Origin of the sequence: Curtobacterium sp. MCBA15_016 (assembly GCF_001865105.1) — a bacterium.
Lineage (GTDB): Bacteria > Actinomycetota > Actinomycetes > Actinomycetales > Microbacteriaceae > Curtobacterium.
This window is the reverse complement of the sequence record NZ_MJGR01000001.1, coordinates 234,860-258,724: the sequence shown is the minus strand read 5'-3', so window position 1 is coordinate 258,724 and position 23,865 is coordinate 234,860. Positions and strand designations below refer to the sequence as shown.

The window sequence follows — 23,865 nt, the reverse complement described above, 5'->3', positions numbered from 1 at the left end:
CGCGACACGGCCTCGCCGACCCGCGCCGCAGCCTCGCCGACCCGCGCCGCAGACCCACCGACCCGCGCCGCGGCGCCCTCGACGCCACCGGCGGCGGAGGACGGAACGGTGAGGGACACACGCAGGATGGTAATGCGGAACCACCGTCAGTCATGATGGGCGTGTCCCACTGCACCCCGACGACGGAGTTCCCCATGCGCATCGGCATCCTCACCTCCGGAGGCGACTGCCCCGGCCTGAACGCGGTCATCCGCGCCATCGTGCTGAAGGGCATCGCGATCTACGGACACGACTTCGTCGGCTTCCGCGACGGGTGGCGCGGCGTGGTCGACGGCGACATCGTCCCGCTCGGCCGCAAGGACATCCAGGGCATCGCCAAGCAGGGCGGCACGATCCTCGGCACGAGCCGGACGAATCCCTTCGAGGGCCCGAACGGCGGCGTCGAGAACATCGAGCGCACCCTCGAGCGGCACGGCATCGACGCCATCGTCGCGATCGGCGGCGAGGGCACGCTGGCCGCCGCGAAGCGCCTCACGGACGCCGGACTGAAGATCGTCGGTGTCCCGAAGACCGTCGACAACGACCTCGGCGCGACCGACTACACGTTCGGCTTCGACACCGCCGTCGCGATCGCGACCGAGGCCATGGACCGTCTTCGCACCACGGGCGAGTCGCACTCGCGCTGCATGGTCGCCGAGGTCATGGGCCGGCACGTCGGCTGGATCGCCCTGCACTCCGGCATGGCCGCGGGTGCGCACGCGATCCTCATCCCGGAGCAGAAGACGAGCATGGAGCAGATCGCCGCGTGGGTCCGGGCGGCCTACGACCGTGGTCGGGCGCCGCTGGTCGTCGTCGCCGAGGGCTTCGTCCCCGACCACGAGGACAACGCACACACCGAGCGCGGCCTCGACGCGTTCGGGCGTCCGCGCCTGGGCGGGATCGGCGAGCGCCTCGCACCGCTCATCGAGGAGATGACGGGCATCGAGACGCGCGCCACCACGCTCGGCCACATCCAGCGCGGCGGCACGCCGACGGCGTACGACCGGGTCCTCTCGACGCGGCTCGGCCTGGCGGCCATCGACTCGGTGGTCGAGGAGCGCTGGGGCCGCATGGTGGCGCTCCGGGGCACCGACATCGAGCACGTCTCCTTCGAGGAGGCGCTCGGCGAGCTGAAGACCGTGCCGCAGGCCCGGTACGACGAGGCCGCCATCATGTTCGGCTGACACGCGTCCGCAGGTCGGCCGGTCGTGGTCCTGGAGGCGCGGGTAGCGTCCGACGCGTGACCCGCGCAGTCCTCGTCTCCAGTTCCACCCCGCCCACCGTCACCGAGGTCGACGTCGCCGACCCGACCGAGGGCGAGGTGCTCGTCGACGTCACGTACTCGAGCGTCAACTACAAGGACGGCCTGGCGCTCGCCCGGAACCCCGGCGTCGCGCGGGTCGACCCGCTCGTGCCCGGCATCGACGTCGTCGGCACCGTCTCGGCCCTCGGCCCGGGCGTGCACGACGTCGCGATCGGCGACCGGGTCGTCGTGAACGGCGCCGGGCTCGGCGAGAGCCGGCACGGCGGCTGGGCGGAGCACGCGGTGGTGCCGTCGGGGTCGCTCGTCGTGCTGCCCGGTTCGATCGACGACTCGTTCGCGGCCGCGATCGGGACCGCCGGGTTCACCGCGATGCTCAGCGTGCTCGCACTCGAACGGTTCGTCGAGCCGGGCAGCGGTCCCGTCCTCGTGACGGGTGCGTCCGGCGGCGTCGGCACGGTCGCGATCGCGCTGCTCGCCGCCCGCGGGTACGAGGTCACGGCCTCGACCGGACGCGCCGCGAACGACGCCTCGCTCCGGGCACTCGGCGCGACCGACGTCATCGACCGCGCGACCCTCGCCGAGCTCGGCCGGCCGATGCAGCGGGCGCACTGGGCGGGCGCGGTGGACAGCGTCGGCGGTGCGACCCTCGCGAACGTCCTCGCGGCGACCCGGTGGGGCGGGGCGGTGACGGCGTGCGGCCTGGCGCAGGACTCCGCGCTCCCGACCTCGGTGATGCCCTTCATCCTGCGGGCGGTGTCGCTGCTCGGCATCAACTCCGTCGACGCCCCGCTGCCCCTCCGGCAGCAGGCGTGGCAGCGGCTCGCGACCGATCTCGACCCGGCGCTCCTGGCGGGCGTGACGCGGGTCGCCGGGCTCGAGGAGGCCATCGCCGTCGGACCCGAGGTCGTCGCCGGCAACGTGCACGGGCGCACGGTCGTCGCGGTCGATCGCTGAATACTAAGATTTCACAAGCGTTTGCATATTGACACGTTAGGATTTGAGTACAGAACACCTGAGCCTGTGAGGAGTCCGGCATGCCGGTACCCAAGTCCACCGTCGAGAACTCGCCGCGGAAGCTCCTGCGCGACGTCGTGCTCGAGAAGATGCTCGCCGCGATCCAGGACGGCACGCTCCAGGCGGGCGAGCGCCTCAACGACGACGAGCTCGTGCAGTGGCTCGGGGTCAGTCGCACCCCCATCCGTGAGGCGATCGCCAAGCTCGTCGACTACGGCCTGGTCGAGATGGAGGCGAACCGGTACACCCGCGTCGCCACCCCGACCGGCAAGCAGGCCGCCGACACCACCCAGGTCCTCGGCGGGTTCGTCGAACTCGCTGCGCGCTGGGGCGTACCGAAGCTCGACGCCTCCGCAGCCAAGGCGCTGACCGAGCACCTCGAAGCCGTGCGCTCGTACTCCGAGCAGCAGGACAAGCGCATGGACGCCGAGCTCGAGACGGTCATCTCGCTGCTCGTCGACGCCGCCGACAACGAGCTGCTCGACAAGTTCGCCGAGTCGCTCCTGCCCCGTGCGCGGTTCCTCTCGCTCGCCCAGGGGGCGTGGCAGTTCTGGGACTACAAGCACTCGGTCGACCCGCTGCGTGCGGCCATCGCGAAGCGTGACGGTGACGCCGCCGCGGCCGCGATCCGGGCGCTGACCGCGACCGCCGAGCAGCAGGCGGACGAGCTCCGCGCTGCCGGGACCGCCGCCGCCGGCTGACCCGTCCAGCGTTCCCCGGCCGCCTGGGCCACGATGGACCCGTGAGCAGCAACGACGACGTCCTCATCCGAGCGGCCGGGGTCCGGGTGACCCGGTCCGGCCGGGACCTCCTGCACGACATCGACCTGACCGTCCGGCGCGGGGAGCACTGGGCGCTCCTCGGGCCGAACGGTGCCGGGAAGTCGACGCTGCTCGCGGTCCTCGGCGCCACCGGGCACCCGACGGCCGGCACCGTCGAACTGCTCGGCCGACGACTCGGACGCGTCGACGTCCGGGAGCTCCGCGAACACATCGGGCACGTCGACCCCCGCCACCGGATGCTCTCGCCGCTGACCGTCGTCGAGACCGTGCTCACCGGGCTCACCGGCACGACCGACCTCATGATGCGGTGGGAGCCGACGCCCGCGCAGGTGGCCACCGCCGAGCAGCACATCGCCGACGTCGGGCTGACGGCGCGTCGGGACGCCCGCTGGCCGGTCCTGTCGCAGGGCGAACGCGGACGGACGCTCATCGCCCGGGCGCTCATGTCCGAGCCGCAGCTGCTCTTGCTCGACGAACCGGCCACCGGGCTCGACGTCGCCGCGCGCGAACACCTGCTCGAGACCGTCGACGCCCTGCGCCACCGGCACCCCGAGCTCGGGAGCGTGATGGTGACGCACCACCTCGAGGACCTGCCCGCGTCGACCTCGCACGCGATGCTGCTGCGCGACGGGGTCGCGGTCGCCCAGGGCACCTCGGACGAGGTCATCACGTCGTCGGCGGTCTCGCACGCCTTCGACTTCCCGCTCGCGATCCTCCGGGCCGAGGGACGCTGGGCCGCCCGCCGCGCGTCCTGAGTCGCTGCACACCGGACTCCGGGGCGGTGCTGTCCCCTGTCCCACCCTCGGCGATCCGGTCGGTACGCGGTGATGCGTGGTGCCTCGTGCCCCGTCGCCGGTGCGCGGTGCTGGGCTGCGTTGTGCCGGCTCGCGCCACGGCGCTGCCCACTGCGCCACATGAGGACCGGTTTGCCCGCCGGTCCGTCGGGTCCGTACCCGCCCCGGTCCGCCTACCGACGCACCGCCCGTCCGATCAGTCCGTCGTCTCCAGGAGCGCCACCTCCCAGTTGCTGCGCTGGATGGTCGCGTCGAGCTCGCGGAGCTCCTTGGCGAGGTCGTCCGCCCGGGACCGCAGCGTCGCGGTCGGCAGGGCGGCGAACGTGCGGAGTTCGCTGCGGAGCTGTCGGTACCCGCCACCTCCTCCCGCGGTCGCGTCCGCGGCGCCGGTCACGAGCGCGTGCCGGAGGCGCAGGGCGTCCCGGCGTGCGAGGAGCGTCGTGATGGTCTCGCCCGAGGCCAGCCGAGTAGACGCGTTCGTCGCGTTGATCCTGGCGAGCAGCACCTCGAGGTCGTCGACGGCCCGCTCGGCCTCGGCGAGCAGGGACGCCGCGTCCTCGTCGGGCTCCTCGCCCTCCTGGTAGCGGGCGTTGGCGGCGATCCGCGAGCGCAGCTGCTCGATGCGCTTCTGCAGGTCGGCGCGCTCGATGAGGGCCTCGGCGAGTTGCATGTCGCCATCCAACCAGCGCACGCGGCACACCGCCGGGTGCGGCGGACGGGAGGCGCGGGTCCGGCCCGACCCGCGCCTGACGTCAGGTAGGTGGTGGCGTCACGCCGTGGCGCGCGCGGCCGCCTTCGCCGCGGCCGGCAGTGCGTCGAGCACCCGTCCGACGGCCCGGTCGTCGTGTGCCGCCGTGACGAACCACGCCTCGAAGACGCTCGGGGGCAGGGTCACCCCCGCGTCGAGCATGGCGTGGAAGAACGGCGCGTACCGGAACGCCTCCTGCGCTCGGACGTCGTCGTAGTTCCGCGGGGCGGTCTCGGTGAACGCGAACGAGAAGAGGTTGCCGGCGTGCTGGACGGTGTGGGCGACGCCCTCGGCGGACAGGGCGTCGCTCGTCGCCGTCGCGATGGTCGCCGCCGTCCGGTCGAGGTGGGCGTAGACCTCGGGCGTCGCGGCCCGCAGCGTGGCGATGCCCGCGGCGACGGCGAGCGGGTTCCCCGAGAGCGTGCCCGCCTGGTAGACGGGGCCGAGCGGGGCGAGGTAGTCCATGACCTCGCGCCGACCACCGAGTGCGGCGAGGGGCATGCCGCCGCCGATGACCTTGCCGAACGTGACGAGGTCGGGCTTCCACCCGGCGCCGTCCGGCACGACCTTCGACGCCTCGAGGCCCCACCACCCGGCAGAGCCCACCCGGAAGCCGGTCAGGACCTCGTCGACGATGAGCAGCGCACCGTGCGCCTGCACGATCTGCGCCAGGGCCCGGTTGAACCCACGCTCGGGGGCGAGGACGCCCATGTTCGCGGCCGCTGCCTCGACGATCACGCCCGCGATGCGCTCGGAGTGCTCGTCGAACGCGCGACGGACGGCATCGAGGTCGTTGTAGGGCAGCACCAGGGTCTGCGCGGCGGTCTCGGCGGTGATGCCGGCACTGCCGGGGAGCGCGAGCGTGGCCACACCCGAACCGGCCTCGGCCAGCAGGGAGTCCGAGTGGCCGTGGTAGTGCCCGGCGAACTTCACGAGCAGGTCGCGACCGGTGTACCCGCGGGCGAGCCGGATCGCGGTCATCGTCGCCTCGGTGCCCGTGGACACCATGCGGAGCTTCTCGATCGGGCCGTCGCCGTCCACCGACACCCGCTGCTTCACGAGCTCGGCGAGTTCGGTCTCCCCCGGGGTCGACGCCCCGAAGCTCAGCCCGCGCGCCGCCGCCTGCTGCACGGCCTCGACCGTCGCGGGGTGGGCGTGCCCGAGGATCGCGGGCCCCCACGAGGCGACGAGGTCGACGTACTCCCGCCCCTCGGCGTCGGTGACGTAGGCACCCTTCGCGCTCGTCAGGAAGCGGGGCGTCCCGCCGACGGAGCCGTACGCCCGGACCGGCGAGTTGACCCCGCCGGGGATGCTGTTCTTCGCGCGGCCGAAGAGCTGGTCGTTCGTGGTCATTCTGGGGCCTTCCCGGTCGAGGCGATGCCGTCCACGGCACTGGTGCTGCCGGAGGTGCGGAGTCCCGCCTCCTCGTTGAGCTTGCGAGCGATGTCGACCGCGAAGTAGGTCAGGATCGCGTCGGCGCCGGCGCGCTTGATGCCGACGAGCGCCTCCATCGCCGCGGCGTCGCGGTCGATCCAGCCGTTCTGCGCGGCTGCGGTGATCATCGCGTACTCGCCAGAGATCTGGTACGCCCAGACCGGCACCGGCGAGGTCCGTGCGGTCTCGGCCAGCACGTCGAGGTAGCTCATCGCCGGCTTCACCATGACGATGTCGGCACCCTCGGCGATGTCCTGCTCGACCTCGCGGAGGCCCTGCCGACCGTTCGCGGCGTCGATCTGGTACGTGCGACGGTCGCCCACGAGCGAGGAGTCGACGGCCTCGCGGAAGGGACCGTAGAACGCGCTCGCGTACTTGGCCGCGTACGCCAGCAGCGCCGTGCCGCTGTGCCCGGCCGCGTCCAGCGCGTCCCGTGCGGCGGCGATCTGGCCGTCCATCATGCCGCTCATGCAGACGAGCTCGGCACCGGCCTCGGCCTGCACGACCGCCATGTCGCGGTACCGCTCGAGCGTGGCGTCGTTGTCGACCGAGCCGTCCGCGGCCAGGACGCCGCAGTGCCCGTGGTCGGTGAACTCGTCGAGGCACAGGTCGGACTGCACGACGAGCGCGTCACCGACCTCTTCGCGCGCGACACGGATCGCGACGTTGAGGATGCCGTCCGGGTCGGTCGCGCCGGACCCCTGCGCGTCCTTCGACGTCGGCACGCCGAACAGGTTCACGCCGCCGATCCCGACCGACGCCGCCTCGTGCAGGGCACGGCGGAACGAGTCGAGCGAGTGCTGCTGGACCCCGGGCATGCTCGTGATGTCGATCGCCTCGGTCGCCCCCTCGCGGATGAACATCGGCAGCACGAGCTCGGCGGGGTGGAGCCGGGTCTCGGCGACGAGTCGACGCATCGCGCCGGTCGCGCGGAGTCGTCGGGGGCGGACCTGGGGGAAACGGCCGGTCACTTCGGTGCCTTCCTGTTCGGGGCGGTGGGGTTCAGGGACTCGACGACGGCGTCGAGCAGGGCTTCTGCGGATCGGGTCCGGGCGACCACGTGCACGGGCAGGCCGGCGGCGCGGGCTTCGGCAGCGGTCCCGGGTCCGATGCACGCGACCACGGTGCGGGGGTCGAGCGGGGTCATCCGCCGGGCGATCTCGCGAGCGATGCTGCCGCTCGTCACGAGCACGGCAGCGGGCGGGGAGTCGAGGACGACCGGCTCGTCGCCGGTCCCCACGGTACGGTACGCGACCACGTCGTCCACGTCGATCCCGCGGGCGCGCAGGGTGTCGACGACGGTCGGGGCAGCGAGGTCCGAGCGTGGGAAGAGGACAGTGCCGGAGGTGTCCGGCAGCGCGTGGGCGAGCGCGGCGCCCGAGGCCTCGGACGGCACCAGGTCGACGACCCAGCCCGCAGCACGCGCGGCACGGGCGGTCGGCTCACCGACCGCCGCCACCCGCAGGTCGGACGGGAGGCGCGCCACCCGTTCCGCGACCACGCGCACGGCCGTCGCACTGGTCACCACCATCCACGCGTACCCGGCGCCGTCGGTGCCGCCGGTGCCGCCGGTGCCGCCGGTGCGGGCGGTGCCGTCGGTCGCGGGTCCCGAGCGGGCACGATCCGGCCCGGTCGGCGCGGCCAGGCGGCCGGTTCCGCCCGCTCGCCGACCGGCCGACTGCGCGTCCTGCCCGCTCGCCGACTGCGGACCGGACCCGGCCGGCGGTGGTGCGTCGTGCCTCCTGGACCCGCCGGACGCGATCAACCGGTCGACCGCAGCCTCGAGGGCGGACCGATCCGTGGGTGCCGCGTCCGCGATCAGCGGGACGACGAGCGGGTCGAGCCCGCGCTCGCGGGCGGCCGCGGCGACCCGGTCACCCCACGCCCCGCCGCGCGGGACCAAGACGACCGGCTGTCGTGCCGCGTCCGCGGTGCTGACGTCGGGGTGCGTGGCGACCGCCTACTCCGCCGAGGTCGCGAGGTCCGCCAGGTCGGCCGCACCGTTCTCGAGCAGTTCGGCGGCGACCCGGCCACCGAGCTCGAGTGCCTCGGTCAGGCGGTCCTGTGCGGAGCCGTCGAGCACGGCGGCGTGTGATGCGGTCCGGTACTCGGAGCCGTCGGGCCGGTAGACCGTCGCGGAGACGAGGAGCATCTCGGCGTCGACGATCGCGGTGGCACCGATCGGGGCGGAGCACCCGGCCTCGAGCTTCGCGAGCACCTCGCGCTCGGCGGACACGGTCAGGCGGGTCGGCGCGTGCTCGATCTTCCGCAGGGCCGCGAGGAGGTTCCGGTCCGTCTCATCCGCGCGGGTCTCGATCGCGAGCGCTCCCTGCCCGGGGGCGCTCGGCCAGAAGCCGAGGTCGAGCAGCTCGGTCGCCGCGTCGAGCCGGTCGATGCGCGTCAGGCCGGCGGCCGCGAGGACCACCGCGTCGAGGTCGTCGTCCACGCGTCCGAGGCGGGTGTCGATGTTGCCGCGGATGTCCACCACGTCGAGGTCGGGCCGCTTGGCCCTGAGCTGCGCGACGCGGCGGGGCGAACCCGTGCCGACCTTCGCGCCCTCGGGCAGGGTCTCGATGGTCGCGGCGTTCCGGGCGACGAGGACGTCTCGGGCGTCGGCACGCTTCGGCACCGCGGCGATCGTCAGCCCCGGGTACGGCGCGGTCGGGAGGTCCTTGAGGGAGTGCACGAGGACGTCGACCTCGCCCGCGACGAGTGCTTCGCGGAGCGCGCTGGCGAACACGCCCGTGCCGCCGAGGCTCGCGAGCGAGGCGCGGTTCGTGTCGCCCTCGCTCGTGACCGTGACGAGCTCGACCGGTCGACCGGACGCCGTCGCCAAGCGGTTGGCGACGTCCTGCGACTGGGCGACCGCGAGCCGGCTGGCACGGGTGCCGAGCCGGATCGGGACAGGGCCGTCGGGGCTGCCGGTCGGCTCGGACGCGTCGGTCACGGGGCGAGTCCGGCCGCGGCGGGCTTGAACCCGGCGCGCACGTTCTCGCAGCACCCCGGACGGCAGACGTCGTACCAGGGACCGAGGTCGGTCAGGTGCGGGCGCTCGCTCGTCGGGGTGCCGTTGACACGCTCGAGGACGAGGTCCACCAGACCGGAGACGTAGGCCGGGTCGACACCCGGGGTCTGCGTGCGCACCGACCAGAAGCCGAGCTCCTGAGCGGTCTCGGTTGCCTCTTCGTCGAGGTCCCACATGACCTCCATGTGGTCGCTCACGAAGCCGAGCGGGACGATGAGCACGGCACGGGTCGAGCCGCCCTGGAGCTCCTCGTTCATGTAGTCGTTGATGTCGGGCTCGAGCCACGGCTGCGTCGGGGGGCCCGAGCGCGACTGGTAGACGAGCTTCCACGGCGGCGTGCTGGTGCCGCGGAGCGACGCGTGCTCGGGCTGCTCGAGCAGCTCCGCCCACGCCTGGTCGAGGACGACCTGCGCGACGGCGAGGTGCTGGGCCTCGTACGCGCCGTGCTCGTCGAAGCCCCGGTAGTCGGGGCCGGACTTGGCGGCGTCGGTCGACGGGATCGAGTGCGTCGAGAACAGCACGTGCAGCTCGGTCGCGACGTCGAGGCCGTCGTTCTCGGCGATCGCACGCGCCATGCCGTCACGGACGCCGTCCACGAACGGGCGGACGAAGCCCGGGTGGTCGAAGAACTGCCGGACCTTGTCGATCTGGATGGTGTCGATCAGACCGGTCTCGGACAGCACGCGGGCGTAGTCCTCACGGTACTGGCGACAGCTCGAGAACGACGAGTAGGCGCTCGTGGCGATCGCGATGAGCTTGTTGTAGCCCTTGTCGGCCGCCTCGGTGAAGGCCTCTTCGAGGTAGGGCTCCCAGTTGCGGTTGCCCCAGAGGACCGGCATGTCGATGCCGCGCGAGGCCAGCTCGGCCTCGAGCGCGGCCTTGAGCGCACGGTTCTGCGCGTTGATCGGGCTGACGCCGCCGAAGTGCCGGTAGTGGTGGGCCACCTCTTCGAGGCGCTCGTCCGGGATGCCGCGGCCCCGGGTGACGTTGCGCAGGAACGGGATGACGTCGTCCTGGCCCTCGGGTCCGCCGAAGCCGGCGAGCAGGATCGCGTCGTACGCGACCGGGACCTCGACGTGCTCGGGACCGTCGGCGGCCGCGGGGGTCGCGGCGAGGACGGCCTGACCGTTCGTGATCATGCTGGTGTCGGTCACGAGAGCACCTCCGGCAGCTCGGTGGTCGTCACGCGACGACCGGTGAAGAAGGGCACCTCTTCCCGCACGTGCATGCGGGCTTCGGTGTAGCGCAGGTCGCGCATGAGGTCGACGAGGTCGACGAGGTCCGGGCTCTCGAGCGGCAGGATCCACTCGTAGTCGCTCAGCGCGAAGGTGGCGATCGTGTTCGTCAGCACGCGGCGGTACTTCGCGCCGGCGATGCCGTGGTCGCGGAGCATCTTCGAGCGCTCTTCTTCCGGCAGGAGGTACCACTCGTAGGACCGGACGAACGGGTAGACCGTGATCCAGGCCTCTGGCTCCTTGCCGCGCAGGAAGGCGGGCGTGTGCCGCTTGTTGAACTCGGCTTCGCGGTGCATCGCCATGGCGTGCCACACCGGTTCGGCGTCCTGGAAGAGCGCGGTGCGGCGGATCTCGCGGAGCACCGCCTGGATCGCCTGCGCGTCGTCGCCGTGCAGCCAGACCATCACGTCGGCGTCGGCGCGGAAGCCGGACACGTCGTAGAAGCCGCGGATCGTCACGCCGCGCTCGGCAGCGGCGGCGATGACGGCGTCGAGCTCGGCCACCGCGTCGTCGCCGACCGTGTGGATCGGGCCGAGCGGACGGCGGAAGACGGCCCACAGGGCGTAGGCCGTCAGCATGTTGGGGTCGATGCCGTCGGGGGAGGTCTCGTGTGCGTCGTGCGTGGGCACGGTGGAACTCATGTGTCCATTGTCCTATCGGTCACAAAGGTGACGCCGCTCCCCTTTCGACGGCGAGCGCTACCGCCGTCGGAGCACCGCTACGACGATACCCCCGACCACTGCCACGCCCGCTGCGAGCCCGGCCAGGTACGGCACCGGCTTCTCGTCGATCCCGCGCTTGACCTTCGACGCGGCGATGCCGATCTGCTTCGGGACGTTGAGCTTGTCCTCGATCGCGTCGAGGGTGTCGAACAGCTGGGCGCGGGTCGACGCGACGCGGTCGGCCAGGTCGTCGTGCTGATCGGTCACGTGGGTCCTCCGGGGTGTGGGGTGGTGGACGGGGCGGTCGTCGCTAGAAGCGGCCGCCGACGTCGGGCTTGCGGGTGCCGTACTGGGTCGGCGGGGTCGGCTTCTTGCCGAGGCCCTTCACCGCGTTGACGTCGTTCTTCACGCTGTCGATGGTGCGCTTCGGCGTGATCGGGAGCCCCTTCTTCAGGCGCTTCCAGCCGAGCAGGCCGAGGATGCCGGCGACGATGAGCATCACGACGGCGATCACGAGTGCTGCGAGCCACGCGGGCATCACGGTCGCGAGCCCCATGACGGCGGCGGTCAGCAGCACGCCGATCGCGTAGAGGACGATGACGAGCGCGCCCACGAGCAGACCCGCGGCGAGGCCGAAGATCTTCGCCTTCGTCAGCATCTCGGCCTTGAGCAGGTTCAGCTCACCCGTCACCAGCTCCTTGACGAGCTTGGGGACGTCGCCGACCAGGCCGAACAGCGAACGCGGCTTGCGGTCGCGGGTGTCTGTCATGAGGCCTGGCTGTCCTTCTTCTGCCCGACCTTGCGGACGACCTTCTTCGTCTGCTCACCGACGAACTCGGCGACGTCGGGGGTCTTGTCGGCGATGAATTCCTCGGCGACGTGGACGCCCTTCTGGACGCCGTTGCTGTTCCAGATCTTGCCGCTGACGGTCTTGATCTGCTCGTACCGCGCCCGTCCGGCTCGCGATCCCAGGACGTACCCGAGAGCGGCGCCGGCGACGAACAGGAGCTTGCCTCGCATGTGCGATTCCTCCGTTGGGTCAGTGTGCGTGGTCATGCGCCGAACGGAATACGTCCGGCGTTCCTGCAACAGTAGCCCTCTCCCAGTGTGCGGTCCGCTCAGGAATCCAGGATCTGCTCAGCGGCGCTCCGTGCCGCCGCGACGATGCCGGCCAGCCCCCGGCCCGTCGACGCCTCGCCGATCCCGACGACCCCGTCGGCGAGCCCCGCGGCGGTCGTGTCCGGACCGTGCCACCGGACACGTGCGGCACCGACGACGGCGGACGGCGCGATCGGCACGCCGAGCAGGGCGGAGGCGTCCTGGGCGGCGCGGGTCCCGATCGCGTCGTACGGGTCGACCTGGAGGCTCCTCCCGGTCTCGACCGCGTCGGCCGCGGCTCCAGGGGTGGTCGCGGCGACAGCCGCGTCCGTCGTCGCGTAGCTCAGCCGCAGGACGTGCCGGCCCCCGGCCGCCTCGGCCAGCCACGGCCACTTCACCGTCGCGTGCGTGATCGCCTTCGCCCGGACCCCGGGTGCGTCCGGGTGCACGAGCATCCCGGTCCCCCGCGGCGCCGCGTCGAGCTCGTGCTGGTCGACCACGAGCGTCACGAGCTCGATGCCCGTGCGCACGGGTCCGGCCGTGCGGGCGGGGTCCGCCGTCGAGGCGAGGACGTGCTCGGCCACCAGTCGCTCGGTCTCGCCGTCGTCGGTGCGGACCTCGACGGCGTGCTCCTCGATCGCGGTGGCCCGGGTGTGCAGGCGGACGTCGACCCGGTAGGTCTCCATGTCGGCCACGAGCTCGTCGACGAGCCGCACGGTGCCGCCCCGGATGCCCTGCACGGCGGACCCGGCCGTCGCACGGGCACGGAGGGCGAGGACCGCGCGGGCGAGGGAGCCCTCGCGCAGCAGCGCCGCCCGGAGCCCGGGAGCCACCCGGTCCGGGTCGAGGTCGTCCGGGTGCGTCGAGTGCACGCCGGCGACGATCGGCACCACCAGGTCGTCGAGGACCTGCTCGCCCATGCGCTTCCGGACCAGCTCGCCGAGCGACGGCGCCTTCGACCCGACGAGGGACGGCAGCAAGGAGTCCATCTGCGCCCGGAGCGCCGCCTTCTGCCCGACCACCGCGAGGACGTCGGCCGCCATCGGGCTCCCCGGGATCCCGAGCAGTCCGGTCTGCGGGATCGGGGACGTCCGGCCGTCGCGGGTCATCAGCCACGCACCGCGCGGGTCCGGCGTGGTGACCTCGTTGCCGAGGCCGAGTTCGATCGCCAGCCGGCCGACGGCGTCGTTGCGGGTCGCGAACGAGTCCGCCGCCATGTCGAGGTCGAGTCCCGCGACGGTGTGCCGACGGACCATGCCGCCGAGCACGCCGGAGCCCTCGACGAGGACGACGTGCGCGCCGCCCTTCGCCAGGTCCCGCGCCGCGACGAGTCCGGCGACCCCGCCGCCGACCACGACGACGTCGGTCACGCCCGCACTCCGGTCGCCGCGGCCGTCCCGTCCCCGAGCTCGTGGACGAGGGACACGATGCGGGTGAGCACGGTCGGGTCGGTCTCCGGCGGCACACCGTGCCCGAGGTTGACGACGTGCGCCCGGGCCGCACCACCGCGGCGGACGACGTCGCGCACGTGGGCCTCGAGCACCTCCCACGGGGCGGAGAGCATCGCCGGGTCGATGTTGCCCTGCACGGTGACCCCGGTGCCGACCCGGCGCACGGCCTCGTCGAGCGGCAGCCGCCAGTCGACGCCGACCGCGTCGACGCCGACCCGGTCCGTGCCGAAGGTCGTCATGTCGCGCAGGACCTCGCCGCTGCCGACGCCGAAGTGGATGCGCGGGACGCCGAGGTCGGCGACGTGGGCCAGGGCGTCGGCCGAGTGCGGTGCGACGCGGGTGACGTAGTCCTCGCGGGAGAGCGAGCCCACCCACGAGTCGAACAGCTGTGCGGCGGAGGCCCCGGCGAGCACCTGGGCCCGGAGGAACGCCCCCGACACCCCGGCGGCCCAGGCGAGCAGGCGCGACCAGGTCTCCGGGTCCGAGTGCATGAGCGTCCGGGCGCGGATGTGGTCCTTCGACGGTCCGCCCTCGACCAGGTAGGCCGCGAGCGTGAAGGGCGCCCCGGCGAACCCGATGAGCGGGGTGTCGCCGAGCTGCTCGACCGTGCGCGCCACGGCGTCCGTGATCGGGGCGAGGGCAGTCGCGTCGAGCTGGCCCAGCGCGTCGACGTCGGCCGGGGTGCGGATCGGGGACGCCAGCACCGGCCCGCGTCCGGGGACGATCTCGACGTCGACGCCCGCGAGCTTGATCGGCACGACGATGTCGCTGAAGAAGATGCCGGCGTCGACCCCGTGCCGACGGACCGGCTGCAGCGTGATCTCCGACGCCATCGCCGGGTCGAGGCAGGCGTCGAGCATGGCCGTGCCGACGCGCAGTTCGCGGTACTCCGGCAGGGACCGGCCGGCCTGACGCATGAACCACACCGGCAGGGTCTCCGGCCGGTCGCCGCGGAGTGCCCGGACGAGGGGCGAGCCCGACGTCCGCCCGGAGACGAGCGGGTGCGAGGCGGGGAGGGCGGTCGTGGATGCGTCGGTCACCGCACGATTCTCCCATCGGCGAACGGAACGTATCCCGAGCACGCACGACGGGAGCGGGAGCCGGGCGCAACGCGAGTTACCATGGAAGACGTGCTCATCTGTCTCACGGCGTCGCATCGCAACGCCAGCTTCGATCTCCTGGAGCGACTGAGCATCGGCGCACCGACCGCCGCGAGCCGTCTCGTGACGGACTCCGACGTGCTGGACGGGGCCGTCGTCCTCGCCACGTGCAACCGCTTCGAGGCCTACCTCGACATCGCCGGCGACGACCGCGACTCCGCCGTCTCGGCCACCGTCGACGCCGTCGCCACCGCGAGCGACCTCGATCCCGCCGAGGTCCTGCGGTCCGTCAACGTGCTCGGCGGCAAGGACGTCGTGCAGCACCTCTTCGCCGTCTCGAGCGGCCTCGAGTCCGTCGTCGTCGGTGAGACCGAGATCTCCGGGCAGGTCCGCCGCTCGCTCGAGGACGCCCGCTCGAACGGCACCACCACCTCGGACCTCGAGCGACTCTTCCAGGAAGCCGCGCACACCTCCCGCGGCGTCAAGACCCGCACCCGCATCGGCGCCGCCGGCCGGTCGCTCGTGCGGCTCGGCCTCGAGCTCGCGTCCTCCCGCGTGACCGACTGGGGCCGGACCCGGGTGCTCCTGATCGGCACCGGCAGCTACGCCGCGACGACCATCGCCGCCCTGCGCGACCGCGGCGCGGACACCATCCAGGTCTTCTCCCCCTCCGGCCGGGCGCCGTGGTTCGCCGCGAAGCACGACCTCGTCGCCGCGCACGACCTCCGCCAGGCCATCGGTTCGAGCGACGTCGTGATCACCTGCACCTCGAGCGAGGTCCCGGTCGTCGAACCGGCCGACCTCGACGACGGCGTCCGGCGCATCGTCATCGACCTCGGACTCCCCCGCAACGTGGACCCCGACGCGGCCGACGTCGACGGCGTCGAACTGCTCGACCTCGAGACCATCAGCATCCACGCCCCGATCGCCGAGCTGAACGCCGAGTCCGAGGCCCGCGCGATGGTCGAGGACGCCGTGTCCCGCTTCCGCGCCCAGGCCCTCGAGCAGTCGACGACGCCCGCGCTCGTGGCCTTCCGCAAGCACGTCTTCGACATCCTCGACGACGAGATCGACCGCGCGAAGCGTCGTGCGGACGGCGACGACGCCTCGGCCGAGCAGACCGAGCGCGCCCTGCGGCACCTCGTCGGCGTCCTGCTCCACCGTCCCTCGGTGCGCGCTCGCGAACTCGGTCGCGCCGGTCGCGGCGAGGAGTTCGTCGGGGCGCTCGACGCCCTCTTCGGTGTCCGTCCCGAGCCCGAGGCGGAGCTGCCGTCGCCGGTGGTGCCGCTCGCGGAGCGCACCGCGCCCGAGCGGATCGACCGCGACCGCACCGACGAGGCGGACGCGAGCTGAGCCTCCAGGGCCACCCCGCGACCCTGCGTGTCAGTGCGCTGCTGCTGGTGCGCGACCGCCGCGTGCTCATGGTGCGCGCGCGGATGCGCGACGTCCTGTACCTGCCCGGGGGCAAGGCGGAGCCGCACGAGAGCGACGTCGAGGCCGTCGTCCGCGAAGCCTTCGAGGAGACCGGCCTGCGGCTGACCGCGGACGACGTCGAGCCGTTCGGCACGGTCACCGAACCGGCGCACGGGCAGGCCCCGGGCACGATGGTCGCGATGGCGCTGTTCCTGGTCCGTCCAGGAGGCGCGCTCGACTCCGCCACGCCGGTCGCCTCGGCAGAGGTGGACGAGGTCGAGTGGGTCACCTCCGCGGACGCGGACCGGTGCCCGCCGGCGGGCGTGGAGACGCTCCGCCGCCTCGTGGCGGCGGAGCTGATCGACTAGGTCAGACCTGGTCGCGGTCGGTGTAGTGCCCGACCTCGCCGTCCGGGGTGGGTTCGGCCTCGCCGGGGATGTCCGACTCGACGTACTCGCCCTCGCCGTCGCCGCCCTCGGGACGGGTCTCGCCGGGGATGTCGCTCGAGACGAACTCGCCCGCGGGCTCGTTCGACGCCACGGGGGGCTCGCCCGGGATCTCGCTGTCCGTGAAGGACCCGGCACGGGGCTCGACGCCGTCCGACCGACCCTCGTCGCCGCGTGCCTGTTCGTGCTTGCCTGCCATGTCGACCTCCGTTGCTCGTGCGCTGGCGCGTGCCCTGGAGTGTCCTCGGGGCGGCTGGGCGCCACCCGAGTCGTGTACCCCGGGGCGGTGGTTGCGTTGGCTCATGCAACGTCGCGCTGGTTCCCCACTGCTCGTCGCCGTCGGCATCGTCGCCGTCGGTCTGCTCGCCGGCTGCTCGTCGGGCGGCACCACGACCCCGTCGGCCACGACGACGGAGACCGTCACGGCGACACCGACGTCGGCACCGACGCCCTCGTCCGCGGCGTCCGGCTCGGCGTCGTCGCCGAGCGCGTCGGGCGGATCGTCGGGCGGATCGTCCGGCGGCTCCTCGGGTGCAGGATCCTCGGGCGCTGGGTCCTCGGCGTGCGCGACGTCCTCGCTCGCCGGGAGCATCGAGGCCGGCAGCGGTGGCGCTGCCGGGAGCACATACGTCCACCTCGTCCTGCGGAACACCGGGTCGTCGACCTGCACGCTGCAGGGGTGGCCGGGGGTGTCCTTCGTCGGCGACACGAACGGCACGCAGATCGGCAACGCGGCGACGCTCGACCGGGCGGCACCCCACCCGACCGTCACGCTGGCATCCGGGCAGGAGGCAGTGGCACCGCTCAAGGTCACGAACTCGGAGAACTACCCGGAGTCGACGTGCGACCCCACCTCGCCCGACGGCTTCCGGGTGTACCCGCCCGGGTCGAAGGAGTCCCTGTTCGTCCCGTACACCGCGTTCGCCGCGTGCCGGTCGGAGGACGTGACGGAGCTCGACGTGCAGGCCTTCGTCCCCGCGGGGCAGGCCGCCGACTGACGTCTGCCACGATGGGTCCGTGGTGGTGATCGCGGAGGAACGACCGGGTGGGGACGAGCTCCTGGCGCTGTACCGCGACGTCGGGTGGACGGCGTACACGCGGGACCCCGAGACCCTCGTCGCCGCGGTCCTCGGGTCCCACCTCGTGCTGACCGCCCGGGACACGACGGGCTCGCTCATCGGGCTGGTCCGGACCGTGTCCGACGGCGTGACGATCGTGTACGTGCAGGACGTCCTCGTCGCACCCGAGCACCACCGGGCCGGCATCGGCGGGGCCCTGCTCGACGGCGTCCTCGAGCGGTACGCACACGTGCGCCAGACCGTGCTGACGACCGATGCCGAACCGGGGCAGCGGGCGTTCTACGAGTCGCGGGGCTTCGTCGAGGTGCACGACGTCGTGCCGACTCCGCTCCGCTCGTTCGTCCTGCTCCGCTGACCGGAGTCGGCCACGGGGAACACCATCGTGCCCTCGTCGAAGGAGATCAGGTACTCGGTCACGAGCGTGAGGGTACGCTCAGCGGGCCGCGGGCTCGTGCACGGTCTCGAGCACCTCGGTGCCCATCGTCCGCAGGGCGTCGATGACCGCCAGCCGCCGCTGCAGCGAGTCGTCGTCGAACGTCACCGTGACGGCGTAGCTCACCGACGACCCGGGCCCGCGCAGGATCCCGGCCTCGGCCCGCACGCCCGTGCTCGACCCGGTCGCCGAGACGACCTGCAACCCGTGGTCCAGTGCCCGGTGCGCGAGCGGGTCCAGCCCGAACGACCCCGCGACGAGGCTGAGGTCGGACGCGAGGGACAGCCATCCGAGCACCCGGTTCGACACCGCCTCGTCGACGACCTCGCCGAGTGCCAGGCCCCGCATGAGCCAGGCGAGCTCGCCCGTCGGCGCGACCGAGGCGTCCGGAGCGTCGTCCGGCCCGCGACGGTCCCGCACCCGGTCGATGAGGGCGGTCCGTTCGATCCCGAGCGACTCGGCGCGCTCGCGGACGGCGTCGATCCCGACGGTCGAGAGCAGCGCGTTCATCGCCCAGGCGTCCGCACCTGCACCGACGAGGGTCGCCAGGTCGGACACCTGCATGGTCGGCTCCTGCAGGAACTGCCAGAGCCCGGCACCGGTCGCGGTGTCGCGCGCCATCCGCTGCAGCCGGTCGCCGTGCAGCCCGCCGTCCTCGAGCCGTGCCGCGACCTCGACGAGGAGCAGTACGCGGCCGAGGCTCGCCACCGGTTGGACGAGCGTGTCGTCCACGGCCAGCAGGGCCTTGCCCGTCGAGGTGTCGATCACCGAGGCGCTGACGGACGCGCCGTCCCGGGCGATGGCGCCGAGCGCCTGCAGCGTCGCGGCGAACCGGTCGTCGGCACCACCGCGGTGCCGCCCGCGCGCACGTCCGTCGGCCCCGCCGGCATGCTGCCGTCGCCGCGACCGGCGAGCCGCTCCCGGCTCCGACGACGGAGCCGCGTCCGGCTCGGCCATCACCAGATCGAGACGCGCTCGGCCGGGTCGAGGTACATCGCGTCCCGCTCGGTCACGCCGAAGGTGTCGTAGTAGACGTCGATGTTGCGGACCACCTGGTTGCAGCGGAACTCGGTCGGCGAGTGCGGGTCGATGCTCAGCAGACGGGCGGCTTCCTCCGGACGGATCGCCATCCGCCAGGCCTGCGCCCAGCTGAGGAAGAAGCGCTCGGCACCGGTGAGGCCGTCGACCACCGGCGGCTCCTGCCCGTCGAGGGACAGCAGGTACGCCTTCCACGCGATCGAGAGCCCGCCGAGGTCGCCGATGTTCTCGCCGATCGTCAGGGCACCGTTGACGTGGCCGTCCGGGACCTCGGTCGGGACGAGCGCGTCGTACTGCGCGATGAGCGCCTTCGTGCGCTCCTCGAACGCGGTGCGGTCCGCCTCGGTCCACCAGTTCTCGAGTCGGCCGTCGCCGTCGTACTGGGAGCCCTGGTCGTCGAAGCCGTGGCCGATCTCGTGCCCGATGACGGCACCGATCGCGCCGTAGTTCGCGGCGGCGTCACGCCCGGCCTCGAAGAACGGGAACTGCAGGATCGCCGCCGGGAACACGATCTCGTTGAACCCGGGGTTGTAGTACGCGTTGATCGTCTGCGGGGTCATGAACCACTCGTCACGGTCGATCGGCTTGCCGATCTTGCCGAGCTCGCGGTCGACCTGGAAGCTCGCGACGGCGCGGACGTTGCCGATGAGGTCGTCGGCGGACACCGGCAGCGCAGAGTAGTCCCGCCACTTGACCGGGTACCCGATCTTCGGCGTGAACTTGTCGAGCTTGTCGAGGGCCCGAGCACGCGTCTCGTCGGTCATCCAGTCGAGGGCGGTGATGCTCTGCCGGTAGGCCTCGACCAGGTTCGCGACGAGGTCGTCCATCGTCACCTTCGAGGTCTCGTCGAAGTGCTCCTGCACGTAGATGCGTCCGACGGCCTCGCCCATGGCCCCCTCGACCAGCGAGACCCCGCGCTTCCAGCGCTCGCGCTGCTTGGGCGCACCGGTGAGCGCGGTGCCGTAGAACGAGAAGTTCGTCGCCGAGAAGGCACTCGTCAGGTAGGCCGCGGAGGCGCGGATCACCTGCCAGCGCAGCCAGTCCTTCCAGACGTCCAACGGCTGGTCGCGGAGCAGCTCCGCCAGACCGGTCACGAACGACGGTTCGCGGACGACGACGGTCTCGAAGGCGCCGGCCGGTGCGTCGATCGCTTCCCACCAGAGGCGGAGGTCGATGCCGTCGGCGAGCGCCGCGACCTCGGCCCACGGCAGCTTGTTGTAGGTCTTCTGGCTGTCGCGGGTGGTGACGTTGTCCCAGTGCTTCGACGCCAGTGCGGTCTCGAGGGCGATGACGTGCTCGGTACGGTCGCCGCCGTCCTCGAAGCCGGCGAGCGGGAACATCGCGGCGACGAACTCGCGGTACTTCGTGCGGATGTCGGCGAAGCGGTCCTCGCGGTAGTACGACTCGTCGGGCAGCCCGAGGCCGGACTGCTCGAGGAAGACCACGTAGGACTCCGGGTCGCCCGGGTCGTTGTCGACGAAGAGCTGCAGGAAACTCGGCAGGCCGAGGCGCTCGAAGCGTCCGACCATGCGGATGACGTCGTCGACCGAGTCCACGGCGGCGATCTCGGCGAGCAGGGGCTCGATCGGCGCGGTGCCCAGGGCCTCGAGCCGGTCCTCGTCGGTGAAGGAGGTGAAGAGGTCGCCGACCTTGCGGTCCTCGGTGCCGGGCGCGGCCTGCTGGGAGCGCTCGATGATGTCCCGCACGGCGATCTCGGCAGCCTCGGCCAACACCGTGAACGAGCCGTACCGTGCCTTGTCGTCGGGAATCGGCGTCGATGCGATCCACGAGCCGTTCACGTGGCGGTACAGGTCGTCCTGCGGGCGGACCGTGGCGTCCAGCTCGTCGGTGTGGATCCCGGAGGTGCTTGCGACGTCGGTCATGCGGTCAACGATAGCCACCGTCGCCCTGATCGAGCGGTGTCAGCCACGGTGGGTACCCCGGCGCCCGAGTGCCCGCGCTCCCGCGAGCCCGCCGAGCCCCGCTGCGAGGAGCACCCCGGCGACGCCGAGTGGCACCGAGGGGTCCTCACCCGTGTACGCGAGCCGCCCGCCGGGCACGGCGGTGATCCGGCCCGCGGTGGCCTGCGGGGCGGCCTGGTGGTTGCCGGTGGAGACGCCGGGACCCGCGCAGGGACCGTGACCGTGCTCGGGTGCGGGGCGGACCGGGAGCCTCGGCAGCACGAGTCGGAGCGCACCCTGCTCGACCCCCTGCACCCGCTGCCGGGCGACCACGACGTCCCCGGGCAGCGTCGCGCGCGGGACGACGAGTTCCCAGCCGCGACCGATCGCGGCGGTGATCGGTCGGCCGTCGGCTCCGTCCACCGGCGTCCCGCTCGCGGTCTCGAGCGCCACCACGCCGCCGGGCTCGCCGGTGCCGGAGAGTCGCACGGAGCCGTCGGCGAGCTCCTCGACCGAGCCGGTGATCGCGATCGGCACGGTGACCAGGGCGTCCGTCGTCCCGATCGGTGTCCGGTCGTCGAACGTCGTCACCATGATCCGGTGGAACCGCACGGTCTCGGGGAAGGGCAGCTCCGCGCGCCAGGTGGTGTCGCTCGAGGTGGTGGCGACGACCGGTTCGCCGTCGGCACCGAGGACCGGCCCGGACACGTCCGCGAACCGGAGCGTCGTGCCGACGGGCGCCCGTCCGGCGAGGGTGGTGCGCCGGGTCTCGCGGGAGGCCGAGGCGGTGCCGACCTCGGCCGCTCCGGAGAGCTCGTACGAGTCCCGCCCGATGCCGTTGACCGTGCCGTCGAACACGCGCTCCACCACGATGTCGTGTCGGCCGGGGGCGCGGTCGCGCAGGACCGCGCGCCAGGGCGCACCGGCTTCGGCGACGACGTCCGCGACGGGTTCGCCGTCGTCGGTGACGACGTAGCGTGCCGGACGGCTCACCCCGCTGCCCTCGAGCGTGATGGTGCGGGTGAACGGATCGATCGTCGGGACCCACGTCGGCGGGAGCAGCCCGAGCACCTCGACGGGCAGGTCGACCGTCTCGCCGGTCACCTGCGACGTCACGTGCAGCACGTGGGGCCCGGGGCCGACCCGGAGTCCGGCGCTCCACACGCCGTCGCGGACCTCGGTCCAGACGGTGTCGGCGCCGTCGACCTCGATCGCGACGCTGCCGCCCGTGGGTCCGGTCCCGGCCAGCTCGACGCGTCCGGTGGCGTGCTCGATCGAGCGGACCTGCGCGGTGAAGTCCGCCGCGGGGGTCGTCCGCTCGTGGGCCGGCGCGGCGACGGCACCGCTCAGGCCGACGACGGGCGAGAACGCCACGGCGAGCGCGGCGCACCAGGCGGTGATCCGCCGGTGCGGGGTGGATCGGACGGACTTCGACATGGGCAACGCTCCTCGTGTGGTACGTCACACACCATATACGGAGCGGCGGACATCCTCGGCGGGATCGTCACGAGCGGTGGACTGCCGCTAGCGTCGACCCCATGGGACTTCCGTGGAAGCTGCACGGGGACGGCGCAACCGTCTCCGCGACGACGATCGTCGCGCCGGACGAGCGCCTCACCTGGGGCCGGACGATCGGCCTCGGCGTGCAGCACGTCGTGGCGATGTTCGGCGCGACCTTCCTCGTGCCGCTGCTCACCGGCTTCCCGCCGGCGACGACGCTGCTCTTCAGCGGCATCGGCACGATCCTGTTCCTGCTCATCACCGGCAACCGGCTGCCGAGCTACCTCGGGTCGTCCTTCGCGTTCATCGCCCCGATCGCCGCCGCGACGAAGATCGGCGGCATCCCGCTGGCGCTGTCGGGGATCATCGTCGTCGGGGTGCTCCTCGCGGCCGTCGGCGCCGTGGTGCACCTGGCCGGCGCCGGGTGGATCGACCGCCTCATGCCGCCGGTGGTCTCCGGCGCGATCGTGGCCCTCATCGGCTTCAACCTCGCCCCGGCCGCCCGCGACAACTTCACGAAGGCCCCGGTCGTCGCGGTGATCACCCTCGCCGCGATCATCCTCGTGACCGTGCTCTTCAAGGGCCTCATCGGACGCCTGTCGATCGTCATCGGCGTGGTCGTCGGCTACGTGGCGGCACTGATCGCCGGCGAGGTCTCGTTCGACGCCGTCGGCAAGGCCGCCTGGATCGGTCTGCCCGAGTTCACCGCGCCCGCGTTCGACCCGTCGCAGCTCGCGATCTACCTGGCGTTCGTGCCGGTCGTCCTCGCGCTCATCGCCGAGAACGTCGGCCACGTGAAGGGCGTCGGACAGCTCACCGGTCGTGACCTCACCCCGCTCACCGGGCGAGCACTCTTCGCCGACGGCATCTCCACCGTCCTCGCGGGCGTCGGCGGCGGCTCGGCGACGACCACCTACGGCGAGAACATCGGCGTGATGGCCGCCACCCGGGTCTTCTCGACCGCGGCGTACTGGGTGGCCGCGATCGTGGCCGTCCTGCTCGGCCTCTCCCCGAAGGTGGGCGCCGTCATCTCGTCCGTCCCGCCGGGGGTCCTCGGCGGAGCGACCACCGCGCTCTACGGGCTCATCGGCGTCATCGGCATCCGGATCTGGGTCGAGAACCGCGTCGACTTCGCGAAGCCGAAGAACCAGCTGACCGCGGGCATCGCGCTCATCATCGGCATCGCCGACTTCACGTTCTCGTTCGGTCAGGCGAGCTTCGGCGGGATCATCCTCGGCACGGTCGCGGCGATCGTGGTCTACCACGTGATGGACCTCGTGGGCCGTGCCCGCGGGACCGACGAGGCGACGCCCGAGGCGCCGGAAGCGGCCCACGCCGCCACCGGCGGGGTCCCCGCCGAACCGCGCGCTGACTGACGCGAGCACCCGCCGGACGGGAGGCGCGGGTCG

Annotated in this window: 25 protein-coding genes; 9 read left to right on the top strand and 16 right to left on the bottom strand. The window is 72.7% G+C overall.

Going from position 1 to position 23,865, the window contains the following annotated elements:
* The first annotated feature begins 194 nt into the window (after positions 1-194).
* From BIV03_RS01320 to BIV03_RS01305, 4 genes are all read left to right on the top strand, one after another.
* Positions 195-1,223 (top strand): 6-phosphofructokinase, encoded by a 1,029-nt coding sequence (locus BIV03_RS01320; protein ID WP_070419301.1) that lies wholly within the window; start codon positions 195-197, stop codon positions 1,221-1,223.
* Positions 1,224-1,279: 56 nt separating this feature from the next.
* Positions 1,280-2,257, top strand: coding sequence for an MDR family oxidoreductase (locus tag BIV03_RS01315; RefSeq protein WP_071294332.1), 978 nt, complete (start codon positions 1,280-1,282; stop codon positions 2,255-2,257).
* An 80-nt stretch (positions 2,258-2,337) separates the two neighbouring features.
* Positions 2,338-3,018: a GntR family transcriptional regulator gene (locus BIV03_RS01310; protein ID WP_070417351.1), complete on the top strand. Its 681-nt coding sequence runs from the start codon at positions 2,338-2,340 to the stop codon at positions 3,016-3,018.
* Between the two features lie 41 nt (positions 3,019-3,059).
* Positions 3,060-3,854 (top strand): ABC transporter ATP-binding protein, encoded by a 795-nt coding sequence (locus tag BIV03_RS01305; RefSeq protein ID WP_071294331.1) that lies wholly within the window; start codon positions 3,060-3,062, stop codon positions 3,852-3,854.
* Between the two features lie 235 nt (positions 3,855-4,089).
* Here BIV03_RS01305 and BIV03_RS01300 read toward each other — a convergent pair whose 3' ends face one another.
* The 12 genes from BIV03_RS01300 to hemE all read right to left on the bottom strand — a co-directional run bounded on the left by BIV03_RS01300 (position 4,090) and on the right by hemE (position 14,586).
* On the bottom strand, positions 4,090-4,563 hold the full coding sequence (locus BIV03_RS01300) for a DIP1984 family protein (protein ID WP_071294330.1): 474 nt from the start codon (positions 4,561-4,563) through the stop codon (positions 4,090-4,092).
* A gap of 99 nt (positions 4,564-4,662) precedes the next feature.
* On the bottom strand, positions 4,663-5,994 hold the full coding sequence (gene hemL, locus BIV03_RS01295; RefSeq protein WP_071294329.1) for a glutamate-1-semialdehyde 2,1-aminomutase: 1,332 nt from the start codon (positions 5,992-5,994) through the stop codon (positions 4,663-4,665).
* Positions 5,991-6,992: a porphobilinogen synthase gene (gene hemB, locus BIV03_RS01290; RefSeq protein WP_071294368.1), complete on the bottom strand. Its 1,002-nt coding sequence runs from the start codon at positions 6,990-6,992 to the stop codon at positions 5,991-5,993. The genes hemL and hemB overlap by 4 nt, the downstream gene beginning before the upstream one ends.
* Positions 6,993-7,042: 50 nt before the next feature.
* Positions 7,043-7,978 (bottom strand): uroporphyrinogen-III synthase, encoded by a 936-nt coding sequence (locus BIV03_RS01285; protein WP_071294328.1) that lies wholly within the window; start codon positions 7,976-7,978, stop codon positions 7,043-7,045.
* Between the two features lie 57 nt (positions 7,979-8,035).
* On the bottom strand, positions 8,036-9,022 hold the full coding sequence (gene hemC / locus BIV03_RS01280; protein WP_071294327.1) for a hydroxymethylbilane synthase: 987 nt from the start codon (positions 9,020-9,022) through the stop codon (positions 8,036-8,038).
* Positions 9,019-10,239: a ferrochelatase gene (locus BIV03_RS01275; protein WP_071294367.1), complete on the bottom strand. Its 1,221-nt coding sequence runs from the start codon at positions 10,237-10,239 to the stop codon at positions 9,019-9,021. Before BIV03_RS01275 ends, hemC begins: the two co-directional genes overlap by 4 nt.
* A gap of 11 nt (positions 10,240-10,250) precedes the next feature.
* On the bottom strand, positions 10,251-10,976 hold the full coding sequence (gene hemQ / locus BIV03_RS01270; RefSeq protein WP_071294326.1) for a hydrogen peroxide-dependent heme synthase: 726 nt from the start codon (positions 10,974-10,976) through the stop codon (positions 10,251-10,253).
* 57 nt (positions 10,977-11,033) lie between these two features.
* Complete coding sequence (locus BIV03_RS01265; protein WP_070417357.1) at positions 11,034-11,264, bottom strand: DUF3618 domain-containing protein; 231 nt, start codon at positions 11,262-11,264, stop codon at positions 11,034-11,036.
* Positions 11,265-11,307: 43 nt separating this feature from the next.
* Positions 11,308-11,766 (bottom strand): phage holin family protein, encoded by a 459-nt coding sequence (locus BIV03_RS01260; protein ID WP_071294325.1) that lies wholly within the window; start codon positions 11,764-11,766, stop codon positions 11,308-11,310.
* A complete protein-coding gene (locus tag BIV03_RS01255) occupies positions 11,763-12,017 on the bottom strand; it encodes a hypothetical protein (protein ID WP_070417359.1) in 255 nt (84 codons plus the stop codon). The genes BIV03_RS01260 and BIV03_RS01255 overlap by 4 nt, the downstream gene beginning before the upstream one ends.
* A 98-nt stretch (positions 12,018-12,115) precedes the next feature.
* A complete protein-coding gene (locus BIV03_RS01250; protein WP_071294324.1) occupies positions 12,116-13,465 on the bottom strand; it encodes an NAD(P)/FAD-dependent oxidoreductase in 1,350 nt (449 codons plus the stop codon).
* Positions 13,462-14,586: a uroporphyrinogen decarboxylase gene (gene hemE, locus BIV03_RS01245; protein ID WP_071294323.1), complete on the bottom strand. Its 1,125-nt coding sequence runs from the start codon at positions 14,584-14,586 to the stop codon at positions 13,462-13,464. Before hemE ends, BIV03_RS01250 begins: the two co-directional genes overlap by 4 nt.
* Before the next feature lie 90 nt (positions 14,587-14,676).
* Between hemE and BIV03_RS01240 the strand changes: the two genes are divergently transcribed.
* On the top strand, positions 14,677-15,999 hold the full coding sequence (locus BIV03_RS01240; RefSeq protein ID WP_071294366.1) for a glutamyl-tRNA reductase: 1,323 nt from the start codon (positions 14,677-14,679) through the stop codon (positions 15,997-15,999).
* Complete coding sequence (locus BIV03_RS01235) at positions 15,996-16,427, top strand: NUDIX domain-containing protein (RefSeq protein ID WP_302847771.1); 432 nt, start codon at positions 15,996-15,998, stop codon at positions 16,425-16,427. Before BIV03_RS01240 ends, BIV03_RS01235 begins: the two co-directional genes overlap by 4 nt.
* 1 nt (position 16,428) lies before the next feature.
* Here the strand turns inward: BIV03_RS01235 and BIV03_RS01230 are convergent, their stop codons facing one another.
* On the bottom strand, positions 16,429-16,704 hold the full coding sequence (locus tag BIV03_RS01230) for a hypothetical protein (protein WP_071294322.1): 276 nt from the start codon (positions 16,702-16,704) through the stop codon (positions 16,429-16,431).
* Between the two features lie 103 nt (positions 16,705-16,807).
* Between BIV03_RS01230 and BIV03_RS01225 the strand changes: the two genes are divergently transcribed.
* Both BIV03_RS01225 and BIV03_RS01220 read left to right on the top strand, forming a co-directional pair.
* A complete protein-coding gene (locus BIV03_RS01225) occupies positions 16,808-17,503 on the top strand; it encodes a DUF4232 domain-containing protein (protein WP_071294321.1) in 696 nt (231 codons plus the stop codon).
* A 19-nt stretch (positions 17,504-17,522) separates the two neighbouring features.
* Positions 17,523-17,939 (top strand): GNAT family N-acetyltransferase, encoded by a 417-nt coding sequence (locus tag BIV03_RS01220; RefSeq protein WP_071294320.1) that lies wholly within the window; start codon positions 17,523-17,525, stop codon positions 17,937-17,939.
* Between the two features lie 78 nt (positions 17,940-18,017).
* Here BIV03_RS01220 and BIV03_RS01215 read toward each other — a convergent pair whose 3' ends face one another.
* The 3 genes from BIV03_RS01215 to BIV03_RS01205 are packed head-to-tail and all read right to left on the bottom strand — an operon-like array spanning position 18,018 to position 22,393.
* Positions 18,018-18,974, bottom strand: coding sequence for a serine hydrolase (locus BIV03_RS01215; protein WP_071294319.1), 957 nt, complete (start codon positions 18,972-18,974; stop codon positions 18,018-18,020).
* Positions 18,974-20,938 (bottom strand): M13 family metallopeptidase, encoded by a 1,965-nt coding sequence (locus BIV03_RS01210; protein WP_071294318.1) that lies wholly within the window; start codon positions 20,936-20,938, stop codon positions 18,974-18,976. The genes BIV03_RS01215 and BIV03_RS01210 overlap by 1 nt, the downstream gene beginning before the upstream one ends.
* A 39-nt stretch (positions 20,939-20,977) precedes the next feature.
* Entirely contained in the window at positions 20,978-22,393 is a 1,416-nt protein-coding gene (locus tag BIV03_RS01205; protein WP_071294317.1) for a hypothetical protein, read from the bottom strand.
* Positions 22,394-22,494: 101 nt separating this feature from the next.
* Here BIV03_RS01205 and BIV03_RS01200 point away from each other — a divergent pair, with 101 nt between their 5' ends.
* The gene (locus BIV03_RS01200; protein ID WP_071294316.1) at positions 22,495-23,832 is read left to right on the top strand and encodes a uracil-xanthine permease family protein; all 1,338 of its coding nucleotides are present in this window, start codon (positions 22,495-22,497) and stop codon (positions 23,830-23,832) included.
* The last annotated feature ends 33 nt before the right edge of the window (positions 23,833-23,865 follow it).